Annotated in this window: 18 protein-coding genes; 9 read left to right on the top strand and 9 right to left on the bottom strand. The window is 72.1% G+C overall.

The features are described 5' to 3' along the window. Nucleotides 1-95: 95 nt before the first annotated feature. The 6 genes from ACQPZQ_RS05145 to ACQPZQ_RS05120 form a co-directional block, all read right to left on the bottom strand. A complete protein-coding gene (locus ACQPZQ_RS05145) occupies nucleotides 96-1,973 on the bottom strand; it encodes an ABC transporter family substrate-binding protein (RefSeq protein ID WP_433292546.1) in 1,878 nt (625 codons plus the stop codon). A gap of 83 nt (nucleotides 1,974-2,056) precedes the next feature. Next, nucleotides 2,057-3,985: a translational GTPase TypA gene (gene typA / locus ACQPZQ_RS05140; RefSeq protein WP_433292544.1), complete on the bottom strand. Its 1,929-nt coding sequence runs from the start codon at nucleotides 3,983-3,985 to the stop codon at nucleotides 2,057-2,059. Nucleotides 3,986-5,620: 1,635 nt separating this feature from the next. Next, a complete protein-coding gene (locus tag ACQPZQ_RS05135; protein WP_433292542.1) occupies nucleotides 5,621-6,502 on the bottom strand; it encodes a DUF559 domain-containing protein in 882 nt (293 codons plus the stop codon). 806 nt (nucleotides 6,503-7,308) lie between these two features. Continuing rightward, complete coding sequence (locus ACQPZQ_RS05130) at nucleotides 7,309-8,169, bottom strand: NUDIX domain-containing protein (protein WP_433292540.1); 861 nt, start codon at nucleotides 8,167-8,169, stop codon at nucleotides 7,309-7,311. Between the two features lie 438 nt (nucleotides 8,170-8,607). Beyond that, on the bottom strand, nucleotides 8,608-10,053 hold the full coding sequence (locus tag ACQPZQ_RS05125) for a sensor histidine kinase (RefSeq protein ID WP_433292538.1): 1,446 nt from the start codon (nucleotides 10,051-10,053) through the stop codon (nucleotides 8,608-8,610). A gap of 16 nt (nucleotides 10,054-10,069) precedes the next feature. After that, nucleotides 10,070-10,753, bottom strand: a complete 684-nt coding sequence (locus ACQPZQ_RS05120; protein ID WP_241038895.1) for a response regulator transcription factor — start codon at nucleotides 10,751-10,753, stop codon at nucleotides 10,070-10,072. Nucleotides 10,754-10,828: 75 nt separating this feature from the next. Between ACQPZQ_RS05120 and ACQPZQ_RS05115 the strand changes: the two genes are divergently transcribed. The 4 genes from ACQPZQ_RS05115 (at nucleotide 10,829) to ACQPZQ_RS05100 (ending at nucleotide 14,092) form a co-directional block, all read left to right on the top strand. Further along, a complete protein-coding gene (locus ACQPZQ_RS05115; protein WP_433292536.1) occupies nucleotides 10,829-11,899 on the top strand; it encodes a LolA family protein in 1,071 nt (356 codons plus the stop codon). Then, nucleotides 11,896-12,870 carry an ABC transporter ATP-binding protein gene (locus ACQPZQ_RS05110; RefSeq protein ID WP_433292534.1) on the top strand — a complete coding sequence of 325 codons (975 nt, stop codon included), beginning with the start codon at nucleotides 11,896-11,898 and terminating at the stop codon, nucleotides 12,868-12,870. Before ACQPZQ_RS05115 ends, ACQPZQ_RS05110 begins: the two co-directional genes overlap by 4 nt. Continuing rightward, nucleotides 12,867-13,727 carry an ABC transporter permease subunit gene (locus ACQPZQ_RS05105; protein WP_433292532.1) on the top strand — a complete coding sequence of 287 codons (861 nt, stop codon included), beginning with the start codon at nucleotides 12,867-12,869 and terminating at the stop codon, nucleotides 13,725-13,727. Before ACQPZQ_RS05110 ends, ACQPZQ_RS05105 begins: the two co-directional genes overlap by 4 nt. A gap of 68 nt (nucleotides 13,728-13,795) precedes the next feature. Beyond that, nucleotides 13,796-14,092 (top strand): 4a-hydroxytetrahydrobiopterin dehydratase, encoded by a 297-nt coding sequence (locus ACQPZQ_RS05100; protein ID WP_433292530.1) that lies wholly within the window; start codon nucleotides 13,796-13,798, stop codon nucleotides 14,090-14,092. Nucleotides 14,093-14,098: 6 nt separating this feature from the next. Here the strand turns inward: ACQPZQ_RS05100 and ACQPZQ_RS05095 are convergent, their stop codons facing one another. After that, entirely contained in the window at nucleotides 14,099-15,292 is a 1,194-nt protein-coding gene (locus ACQPZQ_RS05095) for an MFS transporter (RefSeq protein ID WP_433292528.1), read from the bottom strand. Between the two features lie 88 nt (nucleotides 15,293-15,380). Between ACQPZQ_RS05095 and ACQPZQ_RS05090 the strand changes: the two genes are divergently transcribed. Together ACQPZQ_RS05090 and ppk2 are read left to right on the top strand one after the other, a co-directional pair. Beyond that, nucleotides 15,381-15,701 (top strand): ArsR/SmtB family transcription factor, encoded by a 321-nt coding sequence (locus ACQPZQ_RS05090; protein ID WP_433292526.1) that lies wholly within the window; start codon nucleotides 15,381-15,383, stop codon nucleotides 15,699-15,701. Nucleotides 15,702-15,727: 26 nt separating this feature from the next. Next, nucleotides 15,728-16,522 (top strand): polyphosphate kinase 2, encoded by a 795-nt coding sequence (gene ppk2, locus ACQPZQ_RS05085; protein WP_433292524.1) that lies wholly within the window; start codon nucleotides 15,728-15,730, stop codon nucleotides 16,520-16,522. 9 nt (nucleotides 16,523-16,531) lie between these two features. Here the strand turns inward: ppk2 and ACQPZQ_RS05080 are convergent, their stop codons facing one another. After that, nucleotides 16,532-17,320 carry a carbon-nitrogen hydrolase family protein gene (locus ACQPZQ_RS05080; protein WP_433292522.1) on the bottom strand — a complete coding sequence of 263 codons (789 nt, stop codon included), beginning with the start codon at nucleotides 17,318-17,320 and terminating at the stop codon, nucleotides 16,532-16,534. Nucleotides 17,321-17,351: 31 nt separating this feature from the next. On the opposite strand from ACQPZQ_RS05080, the gene ACQPZQ_RS05075 reads away from it, so the two are divergent. Beyond that, on the top strand, nucleotides 17,352-18,008 hold the full coding sequence (locus ACQPZQ_RS05075) for a GntR family transcriptional regulator (protein ID WP_433292520.1): 657 nt from the start codon (nucleotides 17,352-17,354) through the stop codon (nucleotides 18,006-18,008). Here ACQPZQ_RS05075 and ACQPZQ_RS05070 read toward each other — a convergent pair. Continuing rightward, nucleotides 17,980-19,323 (bottom strand): MFS transporter, encoded by a 1,344-nt coding sequence (locus tag ACQPZQ_RS05070; protein WP_433292518.1) that lies wholly within the window; start codon nucleotides 19,321-19,323, stop codon nucleotides 17,980-17,982. The two genes, ACQPZQ_RS05075 and ACQPZQ_RS05070, sit on opposite strands and share 29 nt — an antisense overlap. 102 nt (nucleotides 19,324-19,425) lie before the next feature. On the opposite strand from ACQPZQ_RS05070, the gene ACQPZQ_RS05065 reads away from it, so the two are divergent. Next, nucleotides 19,426-20,115 carry a DUF2848 domain-containing protein gene (locus tag ACQPZQ_RS05065; RefSeq protein WP_433292516.1) on the top strand — a complete coding sequence of 230 codons (690 nt, stop codon included), beginning with the start codon at nucleotides 19,426-19,428 and terminating at the stop codon, nucleotides 20,113-20,115. A 159-nt stretch (nucleotides 20,116-20,274) separates the two neighbouring features. Further along, complete coding sequence (locus tag ACQPZQ_RS05060; protein ID WP_241038798.1) at nucleotides 20,275-21,333, top strand: 3-deoxy-7-phosphoheptulonate synthase; 1,059 nt, start codon at nucleotides 20,275-20,277, stop codon at nucleotides 21,331-21,333. The last annotated feature ends 24 nt before the right edge of the window (nucleotides 21,334-21,357 follow it).

Here is a 21,357-nt window from a genome sequence, read left to right as displayed (position 1 = left end):
CCCGAGGTTCACTGATCGTGATGAAAGGGTGATCAGGGCTGAACACACCGACACAATCAGATTACTTAGCGGTAACCCGTTCGGCGCGCATCATGTCACCCGTTCGTGGCACGCCAGCGCTGGGCCCCCGTCAACGGACCAGTGGACAGCGGCCCCGGAGTGACGCCCGTAGCCGCATCGGCCGCAGGTGTGCTGACGACCAGATTCTCGGGCTGGAAGAGCGGAAGAGCAGGCAACTGTGCCCACAGAACTCGTTCCACAACCCCGGCCGTGGTGGGCCGCGGGTCGGCCGACACCAGCTCGTCGAACAGCGGCTGGAGCGCCGGGAAGCAGAAACCCGTCGGTGAACGGGGTGGATCGGGCACGAGCGCCGTGGGGTTCGGGCAACCGAAGTCCGACGCCAGTTCGGTGCCCAGATCGCCTCCGACCGTGCGCGGAAGGATGATCATGTCCGCCTCGACGCTCCCGCCCGACGACGACGGCGACGGCGTCGATGTAGGCGACGAGGTCGGGTCGGACGCCGAAGTCGTCGGCGCGGCCGGAGTCGTCGAAGGAGTCAGCCGCGCGGCCCGCGGCACCGGCTGCAACTGGGTCGGGGTGGAGGTTGCGGATTCCGGCGTCGAGGTCGGCGTCGGCGTCGGGGTGGGCGTCACGGCCGGCACCTCCGACTGCCCGAACAGCTGCACACCGGGCGGGGCGATCACCGTGACGTCGATCCCTGCTGCGTTCAGCTGCGCCGCGATCACCTGCGCCACACGCACGTCCTCGGGCCGTTCGGCGGCGGCCGCCAGCACGAGCTGGACCGGCTCACCGGCGAGGTCCCAGCGCCCCGTGGACGCGTCGCGCTTCCAGCCCGCCGCAGCGAGCAGCTGGGCCGCCGCCACCGGATCCGGGCGGAGCGGGGCGTCGGGAGGTGCGGTGGACGCGTAACCCGGCTCGGAAGGCGCGAGCCCGAAGGAGTCGACCGGGAGCGCTTCGGGGGCCACGGTGTTGCGTAGCGCATCGCGGTCGACGAGGAACGCGATGCCGCGTCGTGCTCGCGGGTCGGACAGCGGACCGGAGTCGCCGCGCATGCCGAGCTGCGTGACGACGGGCTCCGGCGCGGGCTGCAGGTGAGGCGCGGGCTGCAGCCCCTGGAGGACCGTCCGGATCGCCGGGGTCGACTCGGGCAGGGCCACGTCCACCTCGCCGCTCGCCAGGCCGGCGGCCAGCACCGGCCCGTCCATCCTGCGCAGCACGAGCCGGTCGAGCACCGTGGGCGTGTCCCAGTAGAGGTCGTTGCGATCCAGGACGATCTCACCGCGCGCCCGGTCCACCGACGAGATGCGGAACGGCCCGCCCGAGGCGGGTAGCCCGTCGCTGGTGGCTCCCGTCCACGAGCCCGGCGCGTCCTTGAGGATCGCCGCGGGCAGCAGGCCCGAGAAGAGGGTCTTCCACGCCGGGTAGGGCTGGGAGAACACGACGTCGACGGCCTTGCCACCGGCGCGCGAGCGCACGTCGGTGATCAACCGGTAGCCGGCGGCGTCGGCGACGCCCGGCTCACTGCGCATCCGCTCCCAGAGATAGACGAAGTCCTCCGCCGCGATGGGGGCGTTCGACGACCAGGCCGCCTCGAGGTTGAGCTCGTAGTTCACCGTGAACGGCGCGGTGGAGATCACCTTCGCGCTCGTCGCCACCGTGGTGTCGAGCTGGAGGACGCCGTTCGCATCCGGGCGGAACACCGACGGCAGCACGAGTGCGGACAGCGCCGTGGTGACCGGCGACTGGTCCGCGAGCAGATGCGGGTTGAACCCCGCACCCAGCTCGCTCACCCCGACGACGAGCTTGGTGGGCTCGGGCTGCGGCGACGGGACCGGCGCAGGCGGAGGTGGGGGCTGCTCGACAGGGCTGTTCGTGCACGCCGCCAACAACACGGCGAGCAGCAGGAACAGCCCCACCCCCGTACGCCGTGCGAGCGGAACGTGCACCGACACCCTCGACCTCCACCTGGTCCGGCGAGCACTCCGCCCGCGGGCGGCCATCCTCGCACCGCCGCCGGGTGGCGCCGACCGGGCGGTCAGGAGACCGACCGTGCCCGCGAACGCTGCCGGGCCCGTGCGTGCGAATCGAGTTCGACCTTGCGGATACGCACCGACTCCGGCGTGACCTCCACGCACTCGTCGTTGGCACAGAACTCCAGCGCCTGCTCGAGGTTGAGCACCGTCGGCGGGGTGAGCTTCACGAGCTCGTCGCCGGTGGAGGAGCGCATGTTCGTCAGCTTCTTCTCGCGGCAGATGTTGACCTCGAGGTCCTCCGCACGCGTGTACTCACCGATGACCATGCCGCCGTAGACGAGCGTGCCCGGCCCGACGAACAGCACGCCGCGGTCGGCCAGCTGGTCCACCGCGTAGGCCGTGACGGGCCCGGAGCGGTCGGAGATCAACGATCCGCGCAGCCGGGTGCGCAGCTCGCCGACCCACGGGCCGTAGCCGTCGAAGACGTGGCTGGCGATGCCGGCGCCGCGGGTGATCGTCAGGAACTCGGTACGGAAGCCGATCAGGCCCCGCGACGACACCCGGTAGTCCATGCGGACCCGCGTCTCGCCGTGGACCATCTGGTTCAGCTCGCCCTTGCGGCTGGCCAGAAGCTGGGTGACGGCGCCGAGGTGCTCGGTGGGCACGTCGCAGGACAGCTGCTCGAACGGCTCGTGCAGCTTGCCGTCGACCATCCGCGTGACGACCTCGGGCTTGCCCACGGTCATCTCGAAGCCCTCACGGCGCATCGTCTCCACGAGCACGGCCAGCGCCAGCTCGCCGCGGCCCTGCACCTCCCAGGAGTCGGGACGCTCGGTGGGCAGGATGCGCAGGGAGACGTTGCCGACCAGCTCGGAGTCGAGCCTGCCCTTCACCTGGCGCGCGGTGAGCTTGGTGCCCGGGTGCTCGTCACGGCCCACGAGCGGCGACGTGTTGATGCCGATCGTCACCGAGATCGCCGGCTCGTCCACGTGGATGCGTGGCAGGGCCACCGGGTTCTCGGGGTCGGCGAGGGTGTCGCCGATCGTGACGTCCGGGATGCCGGCAACGGCCACCAGATCGCCTGCGCTCGCCGACTCGGCCGGGACGCGCGTGAGCGCCTCGGTGCGAAGCAGTTCGGTGATCTTGACGCGCGTGACCTTGCCGTCGGCGGTGCACCACCCGACCTGCTGACCCCTGCGGATCACGCCCGCCCGGACCCGGCACAGCGCGATGCGGCCGAGGAACGGGGTGGCGTCGAGGTTGGTGACGTGGGCCTGCAACGGAGCGTTCGGGTCGTCAGCGGGCGGCGGGACCGTCGCCGCGATCACGTCGAAGAGCGACTCGAGGCCGGGCTCGTCGGGCAGGTCGCCGTCAGCCGGCCGCGTGCGCGAGGCACGACCCGCACGCCCGCTGGCGTAGACGACCGGCAGGTCGAGCAGGAGGGCGGTGGTGGCCTCGTCGAGGTCGAGCTCGTCGGCCAGCTCCAGGAGGAGCTCGAGGCTCTCGTCGACGACCTCGGCGCACCGGGCGTCCGGCCGGTCGGTCTTGTTGACGACCAGCACGACGGGCAGGCCTGCGGCGAGCGTCTTGCGAAGCACGAAACGGGTCTGCGGTAGCGGGCCCTCACTCGCGTCGACGAGGAGCACGACGCCGTCGACCATGGACAGTCCACGCTCGACCTCACCGCCGAAGTCGGCGTGGCCGGGGGTGTCCACGACGTTCACGGTCATGCCGTGCCAATTGATCGCCGTGTGCTTGGCGAGGATGGTGATGCCCTTCTCCCGCTCCAGGTCGCCGGAGTCCATGACCCGGTCGACGAGGGCGGCACGCTCACCGAACGCGCCCGAGGCGCGAAGCATGGCGTCGACGAGAGTGGTCTTGCCGTGGTCGACGTGCGCGACGATGGCGACGTTGCGGAGCGAGGAGCCCGTCCCGCGGGTCTCGCGAGAACTGTCCGCGGGGGCCGCGAGAGTAGATGCTGCTGTGCTCACGATTCAGGATAGCCCGGCCGACACCCTGGTCCGCCGCGGGAGTGAGCGCAGCCTCAGCTGCCCTGGGCGGCCCCGATCCGCGATCCCCACCGCCCTCGCCACACCGCGCGACCGGCCCAGCGCCGCGCCGAGCGGCCACAGCGGCGCGCGTGAGCTGAACCGATTCGGCCGCAAACGCGCCGAATGGCCACGACCGGAAGCCGGACGGTCTCCGCGGGGCGTTGCGGCGTCGGGGCGCCGGGACACGGCGACCGGCCGACCGGTCTGGATCGCCGCGGAAGACCGGCACCCACGGGCTCGATGCGCCGCTCCTCGGGTGCAAGACGTGTCGGATATCACCCCTTGGCGAGCCTGCAGGGCCGCATCGGGCTTGATCCACTTGCCCTGTCTTGGGGCGATCAAGCATGCGGCGCGTTGATGATCGCTATTGGCACGTCGATAAGGCCCATGATCAACGTTTCGGGCCCCACGGCAGCACATGACCCGGTTCTCGACCCCGAACCGATGATCATGAGAAGAACGGGCATCCGAGGCCTCTGCCGGTGGTCCGCCGGCCAGGGCCAGGAGCTCAGCAACCAACTCGGGCCCCGCCTGCCCAGCACAGCCCGTGATCAACGCCTCGGAGCCCGCAGCAGTGCATGACCCAGCGGCCTGTCCCGAACCGATGATCATGGGGAGAATGGGCACCTCCCGGCCACCCCGATCCCGAGCCGGCGGTCCACCGTTCAAAATCGGCAACGGCCCCTCGTCCGGCGGCCGATGCCGCCCGGCCGATCGGACGAGCCGAGGCACCCCGCTGCTCCGACGCACCGCCGAGCTCCTTGATCAACCGATGGGGCCTGACGGCAGCACGTGACGCGGTTTCCAGGCCCGAACCAGTGATCATGTCCAAACCAACACCCCACCCCTGACCCCGCCCCAGCGGACCACTGGTCCGAGATCGGCGGCGACCTGCTGCCGGGGCGATACCGAGTCGACGACCTCCCTGCTTCCCGGAGGCATGACACCTCGCGGACCTGCCCATCCGAGCTCCGCTACTCGACGGCCAGCCACGGGGCGTGCGGGCGAGATCCACGGCGCATTGATCAACGCCTGGGGCCCGCAGCAGCACATGACCCGGCTGTCGCGCCCAAACCGATGATCATATGGAATTCCCCGACCCGGGTCGGGCGGTTCAGCCTTCGAAATCAGCCGCGCCCGGTCGCCCCGCGGACGATATCGAGCCGGAATCGCCCTCCAAACCAACACACCCCACCAGCTCTGGCATGTTGGCAGGCCCATGATCAACGTTTCGGGCCCCGCAGCGGCATATGACCCGGTTCTCGACCCCGAACCGATGATCATGAGAAGAACGGGCATCCCTCGACCATCAAGTCCACCACCCCCGCAGACACCGCGACCGTGGCGGGCCATGTGGAACGGGTGGAACGGGTTGCCGCCGCATCGGCGCACCAGCGCGTCACGCCGCTGACATCAGCCGGGCCGGCGAGCCGCGCGGGACCCTGCCCGGTGGTCCGCCGGCCAGGGCCAGGAGCTCAGCAACCAACTCGGGCCCCGCCCGCCCGGCACAGCCCGTGATCAACGCCTCGGAACGCTCAGCAGTGCACGACCCGGTTCCTGGTACCGAACCGGTGATCATCCGGCGACGGCCAGGCCTCGCTCGACCTCATGAGCGATCTCGGCGAGCACGGCCCGCGGCCTGCCGGCGAGGTCGTGCCAGGTGTAGCGCAGGATCGTCCAGCCGTTGCGGACCAGCGTGTTCTGGCGGCGCTTGTCGCCCTGGCTCCGTTCGGCGTCCATGTGCCACGCCCACCCGTCCACCTCGATCGCCACCCGGGAAGCGGGGAAGGCCACGTCGATCAGGTATCCGGCGGCCGGGAAGCCGCACTGCCATCCCGTGGCGCCCGACTCGCGCAGCATCGCCACCAGGAGACGCTCCGCGGCGGAGGCCGACCGGTCGGCGGCGGCCGCCAGCATCCGCCCGGCGCCGGCCGAGCCGTGGGAGCCGAGGTTGCGGCAGTAGGCCTGGTACACCGCCGGGAACCCGACCCGGCGCTGCAGCGCCCGGTCGAGCAGCAGGCTCCCCCGGTCGCCGAGCTCGACGGCCGCTTCGAGTGCGGTCAGCGCGCAGGCGGTGACGGCAAGACCGCGCTGCTCGACGACGTCCTCCGCCGCGAGCTCGCGGCGCCGCACGCTCACGCCTGGGCGCCGGCGCGGGTGCCGCAGCCGTGGCACCGTGACCGCCACCGTCATCGGTGGCTGCTCGACCATCCCGTGCCACCAGGCGGCGGCGAGGCCGCAGAGGACGGAGCCGTCACCCGCCCAGAGCGCAGCCGCACGGACCCTCACCTCGTCGTCGTAACGGTGGCCGCTCACGAGATAGACCCGGGGATACAACGGCCGCCAGCGCCGCAGCCGCAGCCGGTGGTCGACCGCTTCGCGGGAGAGTCCGGCGCGCAGTGCCTGGTCACGGGCGATCACGCCGGCCTGCCGGGCGAGGATGCTGTCGATGGACATGCCGCCACCGACGCCGGCCACCCCGCGCCGGTTCCCCATGCGGCCACGCCCGTTGCCATCGGAAACACCTCAGCTTCGGGACACGACCACGGCCTCGATCTCGCACGATCTGTCGCGCCGCGGCTGCATCCACCCGAGCACGCGCCCGAATCGGGCGGTGCCGCCCGCAGCCGGTCGGACGCCCTCCGAGCCGGGGCGTCCCGCCTGCCAGAAGCCCGCCAACTGCGGCAGCGTCCCCGCCGGTCAGGCGCCCAAGGCTCAGCGCTGTCCTCTCCGGTCAGCGCCGCCCCACGCGGCGCTGACCCTTCCCTGCCAGACGCCCTCCGCCACGGGGCCGTCCCCGCCAGCCAGACGCCCCACCGCGGCACCGGATCCGCCGGTTGAACACCGCCCACGCGGCGTTGTCTCTGCCAGTTGCAGGCCCTCCACTCGGCGCTCCCCCGCAAGTCAGACGCCCTCCGCCACCGGGCCGTCCCCGCCAGCCAGACGCCCCACCGCGGCGCCAGATCCGCCGATTGGACATCACCCACGCGGCGTTGTCCCTGCCAGTTGCAGGCCCTCCGCTCGGCGCCCCCCGCAAGTCAGACGCCCTCTGCGCGGCCCTGTCCTCGCAGGTCAAGCCCCGACCGCAGTGCTTGCCCCACGGGTCAGCCGCTCCCCACCGCGGCGCTGCTCCACAAGTCGAAGCGCCCTCCACCGCTGCCCAGGTCAAACGCCCACCCGGTACTCGCCTGCACCCATCAGGCGCCACCACCGCGGCACAGCCCTCGCCAGCCAGACGCCCCCACGCGGCGCTGTCCCGGCGGTCAGGCGCCCTCCACCGCGGCGACGCCCGAGCGCAGGAGGGCGGCGAGGACGGCGAGGACGGCGCGGTCGGCGTCCACCCAGTCCACCTCCACCAGCTCGTCCTCTCCCACCCAACGCACGGCCGCGTGCTCCAGCGCCTGCGGGTCGGGCGCCGCGGCGTCGAGCTCGGCCGTGTGCACCCGGAGCACCCCGGCGTCGATCGGCAGGTCGGTACCGAGCCGCCCTGTCACGCGGACCGCGGTGGCCAACTCCTCGCGGCACTCCCGCACCACGGCGTCCGGCTCCTTCTCCCCCGGCTCCACTCGCCCACCGGGTAGCTCCCACCGACCGGCGAGGGCCGGTGGACGGGTCCGCTGGGCGATGAGAAGCAGACCGTCTCGAAGCAGGGCTGTGGCGACGACCACCGGTGCGGCGACGAGTTCAGCGGCCCGCTCGACGAGCACGTCCGAGCGCGCGGCGAGGATCCGCAGCATCAGCCGGCGCAGCAGCACCACGTCGGCGGCGCGGCCCAGCAACCCGAGCGGTGACGTCCACCGCAGCTCGTCGAGGACGAGGGTGCCGGCCCCGGTCGGGGTGAGGGTGACGGTGTGGGTCAGCTCCCGCAGGGGGCCGGCGACCAGCGTCGACGTCATCCCGGCGGGCGATACCGCCTCGATCCTGGTTCGCACCGGGACCCGGACACCCGGCCCGATGCGCGTGCCGACCCGGATCTCGTCGCCCGGGGCCAGTAGCCGTACGGGCGCGCTGAGGCGATGGCCGCAGCGTTGCAGGGCGGCTGCGGCCACGTCGGAGTCCCGGAGCAGCCCAGCCACCGTGCGGGGTGGGGCGTCGATGAGAACGGTCGACCGGAGTACGGGCACCCCGCGATGTTCCCAGCGACCGGGTGGGCGCGTCCGGGGCGCCCGCCTCTACTCCGGGCTCCCGGCGCCAGAGCGATCCACGCTCCACAACCGCGCGACTCGTGAGATTCGCGGCCGGCCTCCCGCCCCTGCCCCGGATCAATCCGGGCTCCCAGCGACCGCGGCAGCTCACCCCCAGAACCGAGCGACCCACGAGACTCACGACCGGCCTCCCACCCCTGCCCCGGATCAATCCCGGCTCCCAGCGACCGCAGCAGCTCACCCCCAGAACCGAGCGACCCACGAGACTCACGACCGGCCTCCCACCCCTGCCCCGGATCAATCCCGGCTCCCAGCGACCGCAGCAGCTCACCCCCAGAACCGAGCGACCCACGAGACTCACGACCGGCCTCCCGCCCCTCCTCCGGGTCAGTCCGGGCTCCCGGCGACCGGACCAGCTCACCCTCCGGAACCGGGCGACTCACGAGACTCACGGCCGGTCTCCTGCCCCTGCTCCGGGTCAGTGCGAGCTCCCGGCGCCCGGGGCGGCTCGTCCTCCGGGCGCCGGGAGCTCGCGGGGTCCGGGGCAGGCCAGCGCACCTCGATGCGGGCCCCGCCGGACGACGACGCACCGGCCGTGACGGAGCCGCCGCGGCCTCGCACGAGCGCCGCCACCAGTGCGAGCCCGAGCCCGGCGCCACCGCCCGCCTCCGGGGACAGGCGCAGGAACCGGTCGAAGACCCGCTGCCGATCGGCCTCCGGGATGCCCGGGCCGTCGTCCTCCACGAGCAGCCGCACCGACCTGCGCGCCGGCAGCACGCCGATCCGCACCAGCGAGCGGGCATAACGACGGGCGTTGGCGATGAGGTTGTCCAGCACCAGCGCCACCTCCGACGGGCTGGCGAGGGCGTGGGCCGGGGTCGGGGCGACGAGTTGGAGGACGGGTTCGTCGGCGCCGCTGCCCTTCGTCCGTTCGATCGCCGCGCGCGCGGCGGCCACCAGATCAACCGGCTCCGCCGCAGGCCGCTGCCCGGCGTCGGCGCGGGCCAGCGCGAGCAGGTCCGAGAGCAGCGTCGAGAGGCGCGCCGCCTCCTCCGCCACCGACTGTAACGACTCCTGGGAGAACTCGGGGTCGGGGTGTGCGACCGCCACCTCCGCCTGTGCGCGGATGGCCGCGACCGGGGACCGGAGCTCGTGGGCGGCGTCGCCGGTGAACCGCTCCATCCGGGCGACGGCCTCGTCACGCCGGGCCAGGAGGAGGTTGATCTCCTCGGCCAGGGAACGCAGCTCGTCGCGCGGCAGGGGAACGGGCAGCCGCTCACCCGGCGGCAGCACGGCAGCGGCGGTGCGCATCCGGTCGACCGGCCGCAACGCCGCCCTTGTGGCCACCCACGCGGCGAGCACGACGACGGCCGCCACCAGCAGGGCGCCTACCACGAACCCCACAGCGGCATGCGCCAGCAAGGTCACCCCGCCCACGATGTCGGCCGTCACCACGACGAGGCGGGTGGAACCGTCGGGCGTCACGGCGCTGATCGCGAGCCAGCGGCGCAGCTCCTTGAGGTGTCCTGCGGTGATCGCCTTACCCGCCGCGAGATCCCGGACCTGCGCAGGGCTGAGAGGCAGGGGTGAGCCGCCGTCGACCGGCTCACCTGCGCTGTCGACGACCCGCACCTCCGGGCTTCGCACCGCGGTGGCGGGGGTTCCGGTCGCCAGCTGCACCGCCGTCCCGTGGGCCACGCCCCGCAGCTCCGCGTCGGCCGCGCCGATCATCGTGCCGTAGAGCAGGCCGACGCCCAGCCGGCTCAGGCCCAGCAACGCGATCAGTGCGACGACACCCACGACGGTGGTGATCCGGAACGGCAGAGTCCGCGAGCCCCACCACTGCCGCAGTTGCCGGCTCACGGTGGCCCGCCGGCGTTCATGGCGATTCGACGATGTAGCCGAATCCGCGCACCGTCTTGAGGACGTGCCCGGCCCCGACCGCGTCGAGTTTGCGGCGCACGTACCCGACGTACACCTCGACGACGTTGCGGCTGGCCGCCTGCTCGTCACCCCAGACCAGGCGCAGCAGCTCGTCCTTCGCCACGGCCGTGTCGGGCCGGCAGGCGAGTGCGTGCAGCAGCGCGAACTCCCGCGGTGAGAGCTCGACGACAGCTCCCTCCCAGCTCACCGCCCTCGTGATGGGGTCGACGATCAGCGGCCCCAGCCGGACGCGCTGCCCGGTGCGCCCGAGGGTGGCGTTGCGCCTGCGCAGCATCGCGCGCAGCTGAGCGACCAGCACCACGAAGGCGAACGGCTTGACGAGGTATCCGTCGGCGCCGAGGTCGAGGCCGTCGGCCTGGTCGAACTCACCGTCCTTCGCCGAGAGCAGCAGCACCGGCGTGTCGACACCGGCCGCACGCAGCTGCTCGAGCACCCGATACCCCGACAGCCCCGGAAGGATGATGTCGAGCACGACCGCGTCGAAACCTCCGGTGAGCGCAGCGCTGAGGGCGGACGGACCGTCCGCGAGCGCCACGACCTCCATGCCTTCGGCCGTCAGTCCGCGTGCGAGGGCCGTCCGGATACCCGGTTCATCATCGACCACCAGCACGCGTGCCATCACTGTCCGACGCTACCGGGCGGGCAAGACCATCACCTCAGAACACTCTCAGCACAAATGAGTCACGCTGTACGCATGTCAGATCGGAGCAGGACGGGTCGCCGGGGCGGAGGTCACGCCAGGACGACCGGCCGCGTGGCCGGGGCGGTCGTCGCGGTGGCCGGGGCGGTGGGGCTCGCATTGCTGGCCCTGCCCGCCGGTGCGGGGGCGGCGCCCGAGTTGCCGCCGGTCACGCCGGAGGAGCTGGTCAGCTCGGTGCTGAAGGCCCGCCCGGGCCCGTTCGACGGCACCGTCACGCTGGACAACCAGCTGGGCCTTCCGGCCCTGCCGAACATGCCCGCCGCCGGTAGCGGCACGAGCACCGTGCGGGTGTGGTCCGACGGCGAGGGCCGCGGCCGGGTGCAGGTGCCTTCCGACTCGGGCGAGCGCACGCTCGTCTCCGACGGCTCGACGCTCTGGGCCTGGAATTCCGCGGACCGCACCGTCGTCCGGTCCGCCGAGCATGCGGAGCGGCACACCAGCGGGCCCGACACCACCACCGACCCCACCGCGGCCGCCACCATGGCGCTCGCCGCGCTCCGGCCCAGCAGCACGATCGACGTCGACGGCACCGCGGAGGTCGCGGGCCGTCCCGCCTACGAGCTCGTACTCGCCCCGCTGCCGTCGGAACGGACGTTGCTGCGCGAGGTGCGAATCGCCGTCGACTCCGCCACGCGCGTGCCGTTGCGGCTCACCGTGCTGGCCAACGGCTCGTCCGACCCGGCGCTGCAGCTCGGCTTCACCGACGTCTCGTTCGGCGCGCAGGACGGCTCACTCTTCACGTTCACCCCGCCGCCCGGCGCCACGGTCAAGGATCGGGAGCCCCGAGCCGAGCACGAGAAGACGAACGGCGAGCGGCCCACGGTCGTCGGCGACGGCTGGGACTCCGTCGTCGTCACGAAGGCGCCGGCACGCGACTCCGCCCGAGCGGAGGACCGCCGCCCCGGCGCTCCCGACCTGTCCACGCTCGGCACCCCGGTCAGCGGACCGTGGGGCAACGGACGGTTGATCACCACGACGGTGGGCGGGGCGATCATCACGGATGACGGCCGGGTCGCCGCCGGTGCCGTGCCGGAGCAGGTCCTCTCCTCGGCTCTCTCCGCGTGACGAGCGCCCCCCGACTCGACGCTGCGCCGGTCCGTCCCACTGCCGAGCTTCCCGTGGCCGCGCGCGCCGTCGGGCTGCGCAAGGTCTTCGGCCGCACGGTCGCCGTCGACGGGATCGACCTGGAGGTCCCAGCCGGTTCGGTGCTCGGAATGCTCGGACCGAACGGTTCGGGCAAGACCACGCTGATCCGCATGCTCCTCGGGCTCACCCGACCCACCGCGGGCGCCGCCGAGCTGCTGGGCCACCCGATCCCGGAGGCGTCGGATCAGGCATTGCCGCAGGTGGGCGCGCTCGTCGAGGGCCCGGGCTTCCATCCGTTCCTCTCCGGCCGCGAGAACCTACGCCGGGTTGCAGCGGCTGAGCCCCTTCTCGGCAGCGGACAGATCCGTGGAGCAGTCGACGAGGCACTGGAGCGCGTCGGGCTGGCAGACGCGGCGGACCGACGGTTTCGTGCCTACTCGCTCGGCATGAAGCAGCGCCTCGGCCTGGCCTCCGCGCTGCTGCTCCCCCGCGCGCTCGTCGTGCTCGACGAGCCGACCAACGGCCTCGACCCCGCCGGCACACGCGACGTCCGGCGCATCATCGCTGAGCTGCACTCCGGTGGGGCCACGGTGATCGTTTCCTCGCACCTGCTGGCCGAAGTGGAGGCCACGTGCACACACGTGGCCGTTCTGCAGGCGGGCTCGCTGGTCGCCGCGGGAGAGCTCGGCAGCCTGCTGCAGGCAGGCACGGGCGGGCTGCTGATCGCCACGCCGGACGTCGACCTCGCACTGCGCACACTGCGCGGCGCCGGTGCCACGGCCTACCGGGCGCAGGGCGACGAGCAGGCGGTGATGGTGGACGACGGCGGGCCGCCTGCACCGGAAGTGATCGCACTGCTGGTGCGCGCCGGCGTCGCCGTGCACGAGGCGCGCCGCGACCGCGCCAAGCTCGAGGAACTGTTCGCCCGGCTGACCGAGGAGCCGGCATGACCGGAGCCGTTCTCACCACCCTCCCCGTGGACGCTCCGCGGAGCGCCCCCTTGGGCCGACTGCTCGGGGCGGAGCTGCGCTGGGTGCTGCGGCGCCCGCGCACCCTCGTGATGCTCGCGATCTTCGCGCTGGTGCCCGTGCTGATCGCGATCGGTGTCACCGTCGCCGACCGCAACACCGGCGGGGACGACGGCCTCATCAGCGCGGTGGCCGGCAACGGGCTGGTGCTCCCGGTCGTGGCGATGACACTGACCTTGGCGCTTCTGCTGCCACTTGCCGTGGCGATGGCGGCGGCCGACGCGATCGCGGGCGAGGCGGCACAGGGCACGCTGCGCGGGCTGTTGATCGCCCCGGTCGGACGGCTGCGGCTGGTCACGATGAAGGCGTTCGGCGTACTCGTCGTCGCCACACTCGCGACGCTGGCCCTCGCGGTCGTCGGAGTGGTGGCCGGGCTGGTCGTTGTCGGAGGGGCGGACGGTCAGCTCGTCACGCTCTCCGGCACCACAGTCGGCATCGGGGAGGCACTGGCCCGGGTGGCCCTCGTGGTCGTCTGGACGGTCGTGCAGCTCGCGGCGGTGGGCGCGATCGCACTGGCGATCTCGTCGTACACCGAGCACCCGCTCGTCGTGATGGCGTCGGTGCTCGGCGGGCTGATCGTCTTCGGGGTCCTCTCGGCGATCCCCGCCCTGGACTGGCTGCAGCCCTACCTGCTCACCAGCGGCTGGAGGGCCGGCGCCGACGCCCTGCGCGACCCCCTCCCGTTCGGCGACCTGGTGCGGAGCTCGCTACGTGCCCTCTGCTATATCGCGATCGGCGCCGGGCTGACCGTCCACCGGATGCTGCGCCGCGACGCCTGACAGCCCCACCCGTGTGAGTCGCCCGTTTCCCGCGCGCGAGTCGCGCGGTGGCGGGCAGGATGCTCGTCATGGCCGAACTCCTGGACGACTCCGCGATCACCGCCGCACTGGCCGACCTGCCCGGATGGGAACGGGAGGGGAACGCGATCGTGCGCACCGCGAAGCTCCCGTCGTTCGCCGCCGCGATCACGGTCGTGGACCGCGTGGCGGAGATCGCGGAGACCCGTGACCACCACCCGGACATCGACATCCGCTGGCGGACGCTCACGTTCCGCTGCTCGACACATTCGGAGGGCGGGATCACCGAGAAGGACACGGCGCTGGCCGCGTCGATCTCGGAGCAGATCGACGCGGCCGGCACCTGAGCTCCGCTATTCGGCCGTGGCCAGCCCCGCGCAGGCGGGCACCCGTTCCGTCTCGGCCACGGCGCGTCGGCGGCCGAGCTGCAGCGTCAGCAGCAGGACGATCACGACGAGCACGAGAGCGGCGGCCACCAACGGCAGCAGCAGCATGCCGCCCATGCCGATCACGGTGCCGCCGACCACGCCGGCGAGAGCGGTGCCGAGGTAGATCGCCGAGGCGTTGAGCGACAACACCAGGCCGCCGGTGGGCGCGAGCTCGAGCAGCAGCGACTGCACCGGCGGGTTGAAGGCCCAGCAGAACACGCCCCACAGGGCGAGAACCACGGCGGCGCCCACCACGGTGCTCGCCGTGAGCGACAGCACCGTGACCGTGACGCCGATCCCGGCGAGCACCGTGAAGAGCGTGGGCACGGTGCCGAACCGGTCGGCGGCACGACCGCCCCACGTGTTGCCGACCATCGCCCCGACGCCGTACACGAGCAGCAGGAGCGCGATCGTGGCGCCGTGGATGCCAGCTGTGGCGTTCAGCAGCGGCGTCACGTAGATGAAGACGACCATGGCGGACAGCACGCCGATCACGGTCATCGCGAGCACGGTCAGAACGCGCCGGTCGGCGGCGACGGCGAAGCGCTCGCGCAGCGGCACCGCCTGCGGTGGCGCGATCCGGGGCAGGCAGAACGGCACGGCGGCGGCGACCAGCGTGCTGACCACGGCCACCGCTCCGAACACACCGGCGTAGCCGATGCTGGAGCCGAGCAGATCCCCCGCCGGAACGCCGATGGCGAGCGCCAGCGTCAGGCCACCGAACACGAGTGCGACGGCACGGGCGCGCTGGGCGGGCGGGAGCAGCGCGGTGGCGACGAGAGTGGCGGCCGGCGTGTAGGCAGCCGCGCCGAGCGCGGCGATGATCCGGCCGACGATCAGCACCGGGTACGTGGTGGCCAGGGCGGAGAGCCCGTTGCCGACCGCGGCCACGACGAGAGCAGCGAGCAGCACCGTGCGGCGGTCCCAGCGCGCGGTGACGGTGGCGAGCAACGGGGCTCCGACGGCGTACGCGAGCGCGAAGGCGGTGGCGAGCTGGCCGGCGGCGGAGAGCGAGACGCCGAGCTCCCCGCTGACGGTGGGCAGCACACCCGAGACGACGTAGGCACTCGTGCCGACGGCGAACGCCCCGGCAGCGAGCAGGTAAGTACGTGCGGACATCTAGCGGGCCTTCCCGACAAGCGGATAGTTCGACGAGGAACGTACTACGAAGCTCATCGAACTACGAGACTCGTCGTACTATTCCCACATGCCCACCGTCGAGCACGCCCTCCTCCCGCAACCCTCGCGCAGCGAGATCCGGATCGAGCAGGTGTTGCAGGCACTCGGCGACCCCGTGCGGCTGACGCTCGTGCGCGCGCTCGCCGCCGCACCCGAAGGCGTCGCCTGCGGCGCCATCCCGCTACCCGTCACGAAGTCCACCCGCACCCATCACCTGCGGATCCTGCGCGACGCCGGCGTGATCAGCATGCGCGCGGAGGCCACGCGGAGGATCACCACCTTGCGCCGTGACGACCTCGACGCGCGTTACCCCGGACTGCTCGATGGGGTGCTCAGCGCTTCGCACTGAGGTCCGCGACCTGGCACCATGCCCTGATGACGCGCCTTCCTCGCAAACCGTACGAGAAGGAACTGCTACGTCTGCAGGGTGAGCTGGTGCAGATGCAGGAGTGGATCCGCACCAGCGGCGCCCGGCTCGTCGTGGTCTTCGAGGGGCGTGACGCCGCCGGCAAGGGCGGGGCGATCAAGCGGGTGACCGAGTTCCTCAACCCGCGGATCTGCCGCATCGTCGCCCTGCCGGCGCCGTCCGAACGCGAGCGCACGCAGTGGTACTTCCAGCGCTACATCGAGCACCTGCCCGCAGCCGGGGAGATCGTGCTGCTCGACCGCAGTTGGTACAACCGCGCAGGCGTCGAGCGCGTGATGGGCTTCTGCACTCCCGAGGAGTACACCCGCTTCCTGCGTCAGTGCCCCGTGTTCGAGCAGCTCCTCGTCGAGGACGGGATCCTCCTGCGCAAGTACTGGTTCTCCGTCAGCGACTCGGAGCAGGAACGCCGCTTCCGTGGCCGGATGGAGGATCCGATGAAGCAGTGGAAGCTCTCGCCCATGGACCTCGAGTCGGTCACCCGGTGGTCGGAGTACTCCCAGGCGAAGGACGAGATGTTCGCCCACACCGACGTCGCCGCCGCGCCGTGGCTGGTGGTGGAGGCCGAGGACAAGCGCCGCGCGCGGATCAACATGATCGCGCACCTGCTCGGGAGCGTCCCGTGGCAGCCGGTACCCTCGCGCGACCTCGAGTTCCCGGACCGGCCACCGGTGCGCGGCTACCGGCGTCCGCCGCGCGAGCTGTTCCGCGAGGTCCCCGACCACGCGGCCAAGCTCGCCGACTGAGACCCGCCGTCAGAATCGGCGGTTGGCCAGCACCGGCACGGTGCGCCGGGCCTGATGCACCTGCTCGATGTCGAGGTCCGCGACCAGCAGGCCGGGCTCGGCACCGATCTGGTCGACGACCGCTCCGAGAGGACCGGCCGCGAGGCTCGCCCCGATCCCCGTCGGGGCGCTGCCCGGGTCGCGTCCCGCGGTGGCCGGGTCGGCCTGGTCGCACGCGACGACGAACGCGGTGCTGTCGAGGGCCCTGGCCCGGACCAGCAGGTCCCACTGCTCGCGCTTGCCGGGACCCGCACCCCACGACGCCGGCACGACGATCACCGAGGCGCCACTGCTGGCGAGCTCCTGGAAGAGCCCAGGGAATCGCAGGTCGTAGCAGGTGGCGAGGCCGACGGTCACGCCGTCGACGGTGATGCTCACGGGCTTCGTGCCGGGAGCGACGGTGCGCGACTCGGCGAACCCGAACGCGTCGTACAGGTGGATCTTGTCGTAGGAGGCCTCGACGCCGTTGCCGGTGGCGATCAGCGTGTTGAAGACGCGGCCGTCGTCGGCGGGGGTGAACATTCCCGCGACGACGGTGATGGCGGAGTCGGCGGCGATCGCCCGCACCCGCTCGGCCCACGGACCGTCCAGCGGCTCGGCGATCGGGCCGAGCGACACGCCGAAGCAGCACATGGAGGCTTCAGGGAAGACGACGAGGTCGGCCCCCTCCTCCTCCGCCTGGCGAGTGCCGTCCTCGATCAGGCCGAGATTGTGCGCCGGATCGGGTGTCGACAGGATCTGGGCGAGCGCAATGCGCACAGGGAACCTCCAATTAATGTATACATGTTGCATGCAAGCTGCGTCGGCGTCCCTCGAGTCGGGGCGCGAACGCGCCTACCGCTACCTGCGGGAGACGGTGCTGGTCGATCCGGCGGTGCAAGGAACCTTCCTCAACGAGGTAGGGCTCGCCCAGGCCGTCGGCGTTTCGCGCACGCCGGTGCGCGAGGCCCTGCTGCTGCTCGTCGCCGAGGGCCTGGTCGAGATGGTGCCCAAACGCGGAGCGTACGTGCCTCCGCTGTCCGGGCGGCAGATCAAGGAGCTGATGGAGCTCCGCGCCCTGCTGGAACGGCATGCCGCGTCCGTCACACTCGCCACGGGGACGGTGCCGCTCGCCGCCATGCGCGAGGCACTGGCGGAGCAGGAGCAGCTCGTCGACCCCATCGATGCCGACACCGCGAAGGTGTTCATCGAGTGGGACCGGCGCTTCCACCAGTCGCTCGTCGACGCCACCCGCAACGACCTGATCGCACGCACCTACGCGGGCCTGCGCACCCGTCAGATGCGGGTCGGGGTGGCGGCCCTGTTCCGGGCCACCGACCGGCAGCATGCGGTGTGCGTGGAGCACCGTCAGATCCTGGACGCGCTCGAGTCCGGCGACGAGACGGCCGCCCACGCGGCGATCGAGGACCACCTGCAGATCACGTTGCAACTCTTCCTGGAGGCGTGACGAGGTAGGCCTCCTCCTCCGCCCGGTCGGGATCGCGGCCCATGGCCAGCCCGGCCAGGGTGAGCAGCGACGCCACCAGCACGTAGACGGCCACCGGCACCCACGTCCCCCAGCTGCTCAGCAGGGCCGTGAACACGAGCGGCGCGACGGCACCGCCGAACACCCCGGCGATCGTGTACGCGAGCGAGCTGCCCGTGTACCGCAGCCGGACGGAGAACTGTTCGGTGATGAACGCGGCCTGCGGCCCGTACATGAACGAGTGCAGCGCAAGGCCGACGACGACGCCGATGATCAACAGCAGCTCGGATCCCCCGCCGATGGCGGGGAAGAACACGAACGGCCAGACGGCCGCCCCCGCGGCAGCGATGCCGTAGACGAGCCTGCGGTTGACGCGGTCGGAGATCGCGCCCGCCAGCGGGATCGTCGCGAGCTGGCACGCGGAGCCGATGAGGATCGCGGTCAGCACCGAGCCGCGGCTCATGCCGAGCACGGTCGTGGCGTAGGTGATCACGAATACGGTGAAGAGGGCGTAGCTGACGTCCGGACCGATCCTGCTGAGCACGCCGGCGAGCAGCGGGCGTCCCTGGGTGCGGAAGACGTCGCCGATCGGGGCCGCGGGCTGGTCACCGCGCTCCTTGATGGCACGGAAGACCGGGGTGTCCTCCAGCTTGAGCCGGATCCACAGGCCGAAGGCGACGAGTACCGCGGACAGCAGGAACGCGATCCGCCAGCCCCACGAGAGGAAGGCCTCGTCGGACATCGAGACGGTGAGCAGGGCGAGGACGCCGTTCGACATCAGGTTGCCCGCGGGCGGCCCGATCTGGGCGGCCGAGGACCAGAACCCCCGCCTGCGCGGATCTCCGAACTCGCTGGAGAGCAACACCGCGCCGCCCCACTCGCCGCCGACGCCGACGCCCTGGGCGAACCGCAGCAGCACCAGGATGATCGGCGCGGCGGCTCCGATCGTGGCGTAGGTCGGCAAGAGCCCGATCAGGAACGTGGCGGCCCCGATCAACAGCAGGGTCAGCACGAGCACCTGCTTGCGCCCGATGACGTCGCCGAGGCGGCCGAACACGAAGCCGCCGAGGGGGCGCGAGACGTAGCCCACCGCGTACGTCGAGAACGCCAGGAGCGTGCCGGTGAGCGGGTCGGAGCCGGGAAAGAACAGCTGCGGGAACACCAGGGCCGCGGCGGCGGAGTAGACCGCGAAGTCGTACCACTCCAGGGACGTGCCGGTGAGGCTCGCGATGAAGGCCTTCGCCAGCGAGCGCCGGTCGACCTCGGGTGCTTGTGACCCTGGCCTCGGATCGGGCATGGGGTTCTCCTGTCCGTGGGGACGGTGACGGGCGACACGGTCGCGGGAGCCGCAATACTTGCTGTATACAAGCGGCATGCGCAAGCCTTCTGAGGATCTTCGATGAGCGACCTCGTTTTCGACCTGCCCGACGGAACCGCTGTTCCTGTCACCGTCACCCGGCTGCTCAACGCCGGGTACGCGGGCCGTGAGCAGGAGGAGGTCGCGGCTCATGTCGCCGAGCTGGCGGAGCTCGGGGTTCCTGCTCCGGCGGTCACGCCCGCCATGTATCCGGTGGCGCCCTACCTCGCCGCGCAGGTCGGCGGGGTGCCCGTGCAGCACGGGCGGACGTCCGGCGAGGCCGAGTGGGCGCTCGTCGTCGCGGGTCCGGCGCCGGAGGACCTGCTGCTCACCGTCGCGTGCGACCACACCGACCGGGAGCTCGAGGTGCACGGCGTCGCGTGGAGCAAGAACGCCGGACTCGACGTGCTGGGCCGCGGCGCGTGGCGGCTCGTCGACATCGAGGACCATCTCGACGAGCTGCATCTGCGGGCGTGGGTGGCGAAGGAGGACGGTGCCGAGCAGCTGATCCAGGACGCGAAGCTCGCCGCTCTGCTGGCGCCGCGGTACTGGCTCGACGCGCTGGCCGAACTCCTGGTGCCCGGCACGGTGCTCCTGTCCGGGACCGTGGCGATGCTGCCTGGCGTCGACCAGTTCGCCGACCGCTGGCGGGTGGAGCTCGCCGACCCGCGCAACGGCAGCACGCTCGAACTCGCCTACCGGGTGGAGCGCATGCCTGAGCCGATCGGCTAGAGTCGCGCCCGTGCAGCGCCAGTACTGGTTTACCGCTCCGGCCCGTGACGGGTCGGCGCGCGAACCGCTGCGCTGACCTTTTCCCCACGAGCCGGACGACGAACCGGCTCGGCGCGAGATCTCGGCGGGGCGGTTCGCCTGAGAGAGAGCGCCCACGTCATGCCCCTCACCGCCGTCCCCGCCCTGGACGAGCATCGCACCGCCCACATCAGCCCGCTGCTGTCCCCGTCCCTGCTGCGTCACGAACTCCCGATCGACGACGCCGTGGCCGAGACGGTGACACGAAGTCGGGCCGAGGTCGTCGACATCCTCGACGGCCGCGACGACCGCCTGATCGTCGTCGTGGGCCCGTGCTCGATCCACGACCCCGAGGCCGCGCTCGACTACGCCCACCTCCTCGCCGAGCACACCGAGAAGGTCTCCGGCGAGCTGCGCGTCGTGATGCGCGCCTACTTCGAGAAGCCGCGCACGACCGTCGGGTGGAAGGGCCTGATCAACGACCCGGGCCTGGACGAGACGTTCGACGTGAACACCGGCCTGCGCACTGCACGGCGGCTGCTGCTCGACGTCTCGGCGCTCGGCCTCCCCGTCGGGTGCGAGTTCCTCGACCCGATCACCCCGCAGTTCCTCGCCGACGTCGTGAGCTGGGGCGCGATCGGCGCCCGCACGGCAGCGAGCCAGGTGCACCGCCAGCTGTGCAGCGCGCTGTCGATGCCGGTGGGCATCAAGAACTCCACCGAAGGCGACGTCCAGGCCGCGGTGGACGGCATCCGCGCCGCCGCCGCGAGCCACGTCTTCATGGGGATCAACCGCGACGGCCTCGCCGCCCTGATCACGACGACCGGCAACCCCGACTGCCACGTCATCCTGCGCGGCGGCTCCCCCGGCCCGAACTACGACGCCGCCTCCGTGGCAGCCGCCCTCGGCCGCCTGCGGTCGGCCGACCTGCCCGAGCGCGTGATCATCGACGCGAGCCACGGCAACAGCGGCAAGGACCACGTCCGGCAGGCGGAGGTGGTGCGGGACATCGCAGGCCGGATCGCCACGGGCGAGCCGGGCGTGGTCGGCGTGATGATGGAGAGCTTCCTCGTCGCCGGCCGCCAGGACCTCGGCCCGAACATGACCCGCGGGCAGAGCATCACCGACGCCTGCCTGGACTGGGGCACCACGGCGAACCTCCTCGACGAACTGGCGGAGGCGGTGGCGGCGCGCCGCTGACCTGCCGTGAGATCGGCGCCAGCG

The organism is Pseudonocardia sp. CA-142604 (assembly GCF_050948475.1).
Lineage (GTDB): Bacteria > Actinomycetota > Actinomycetes > Mycobacteriales > Pseudonocardiaceae > Pseudonocardia > Pseudonocardia alaniniphila.
This window is presented reverse-complemented; position numbering and strand designations above follow the sequence as displayed.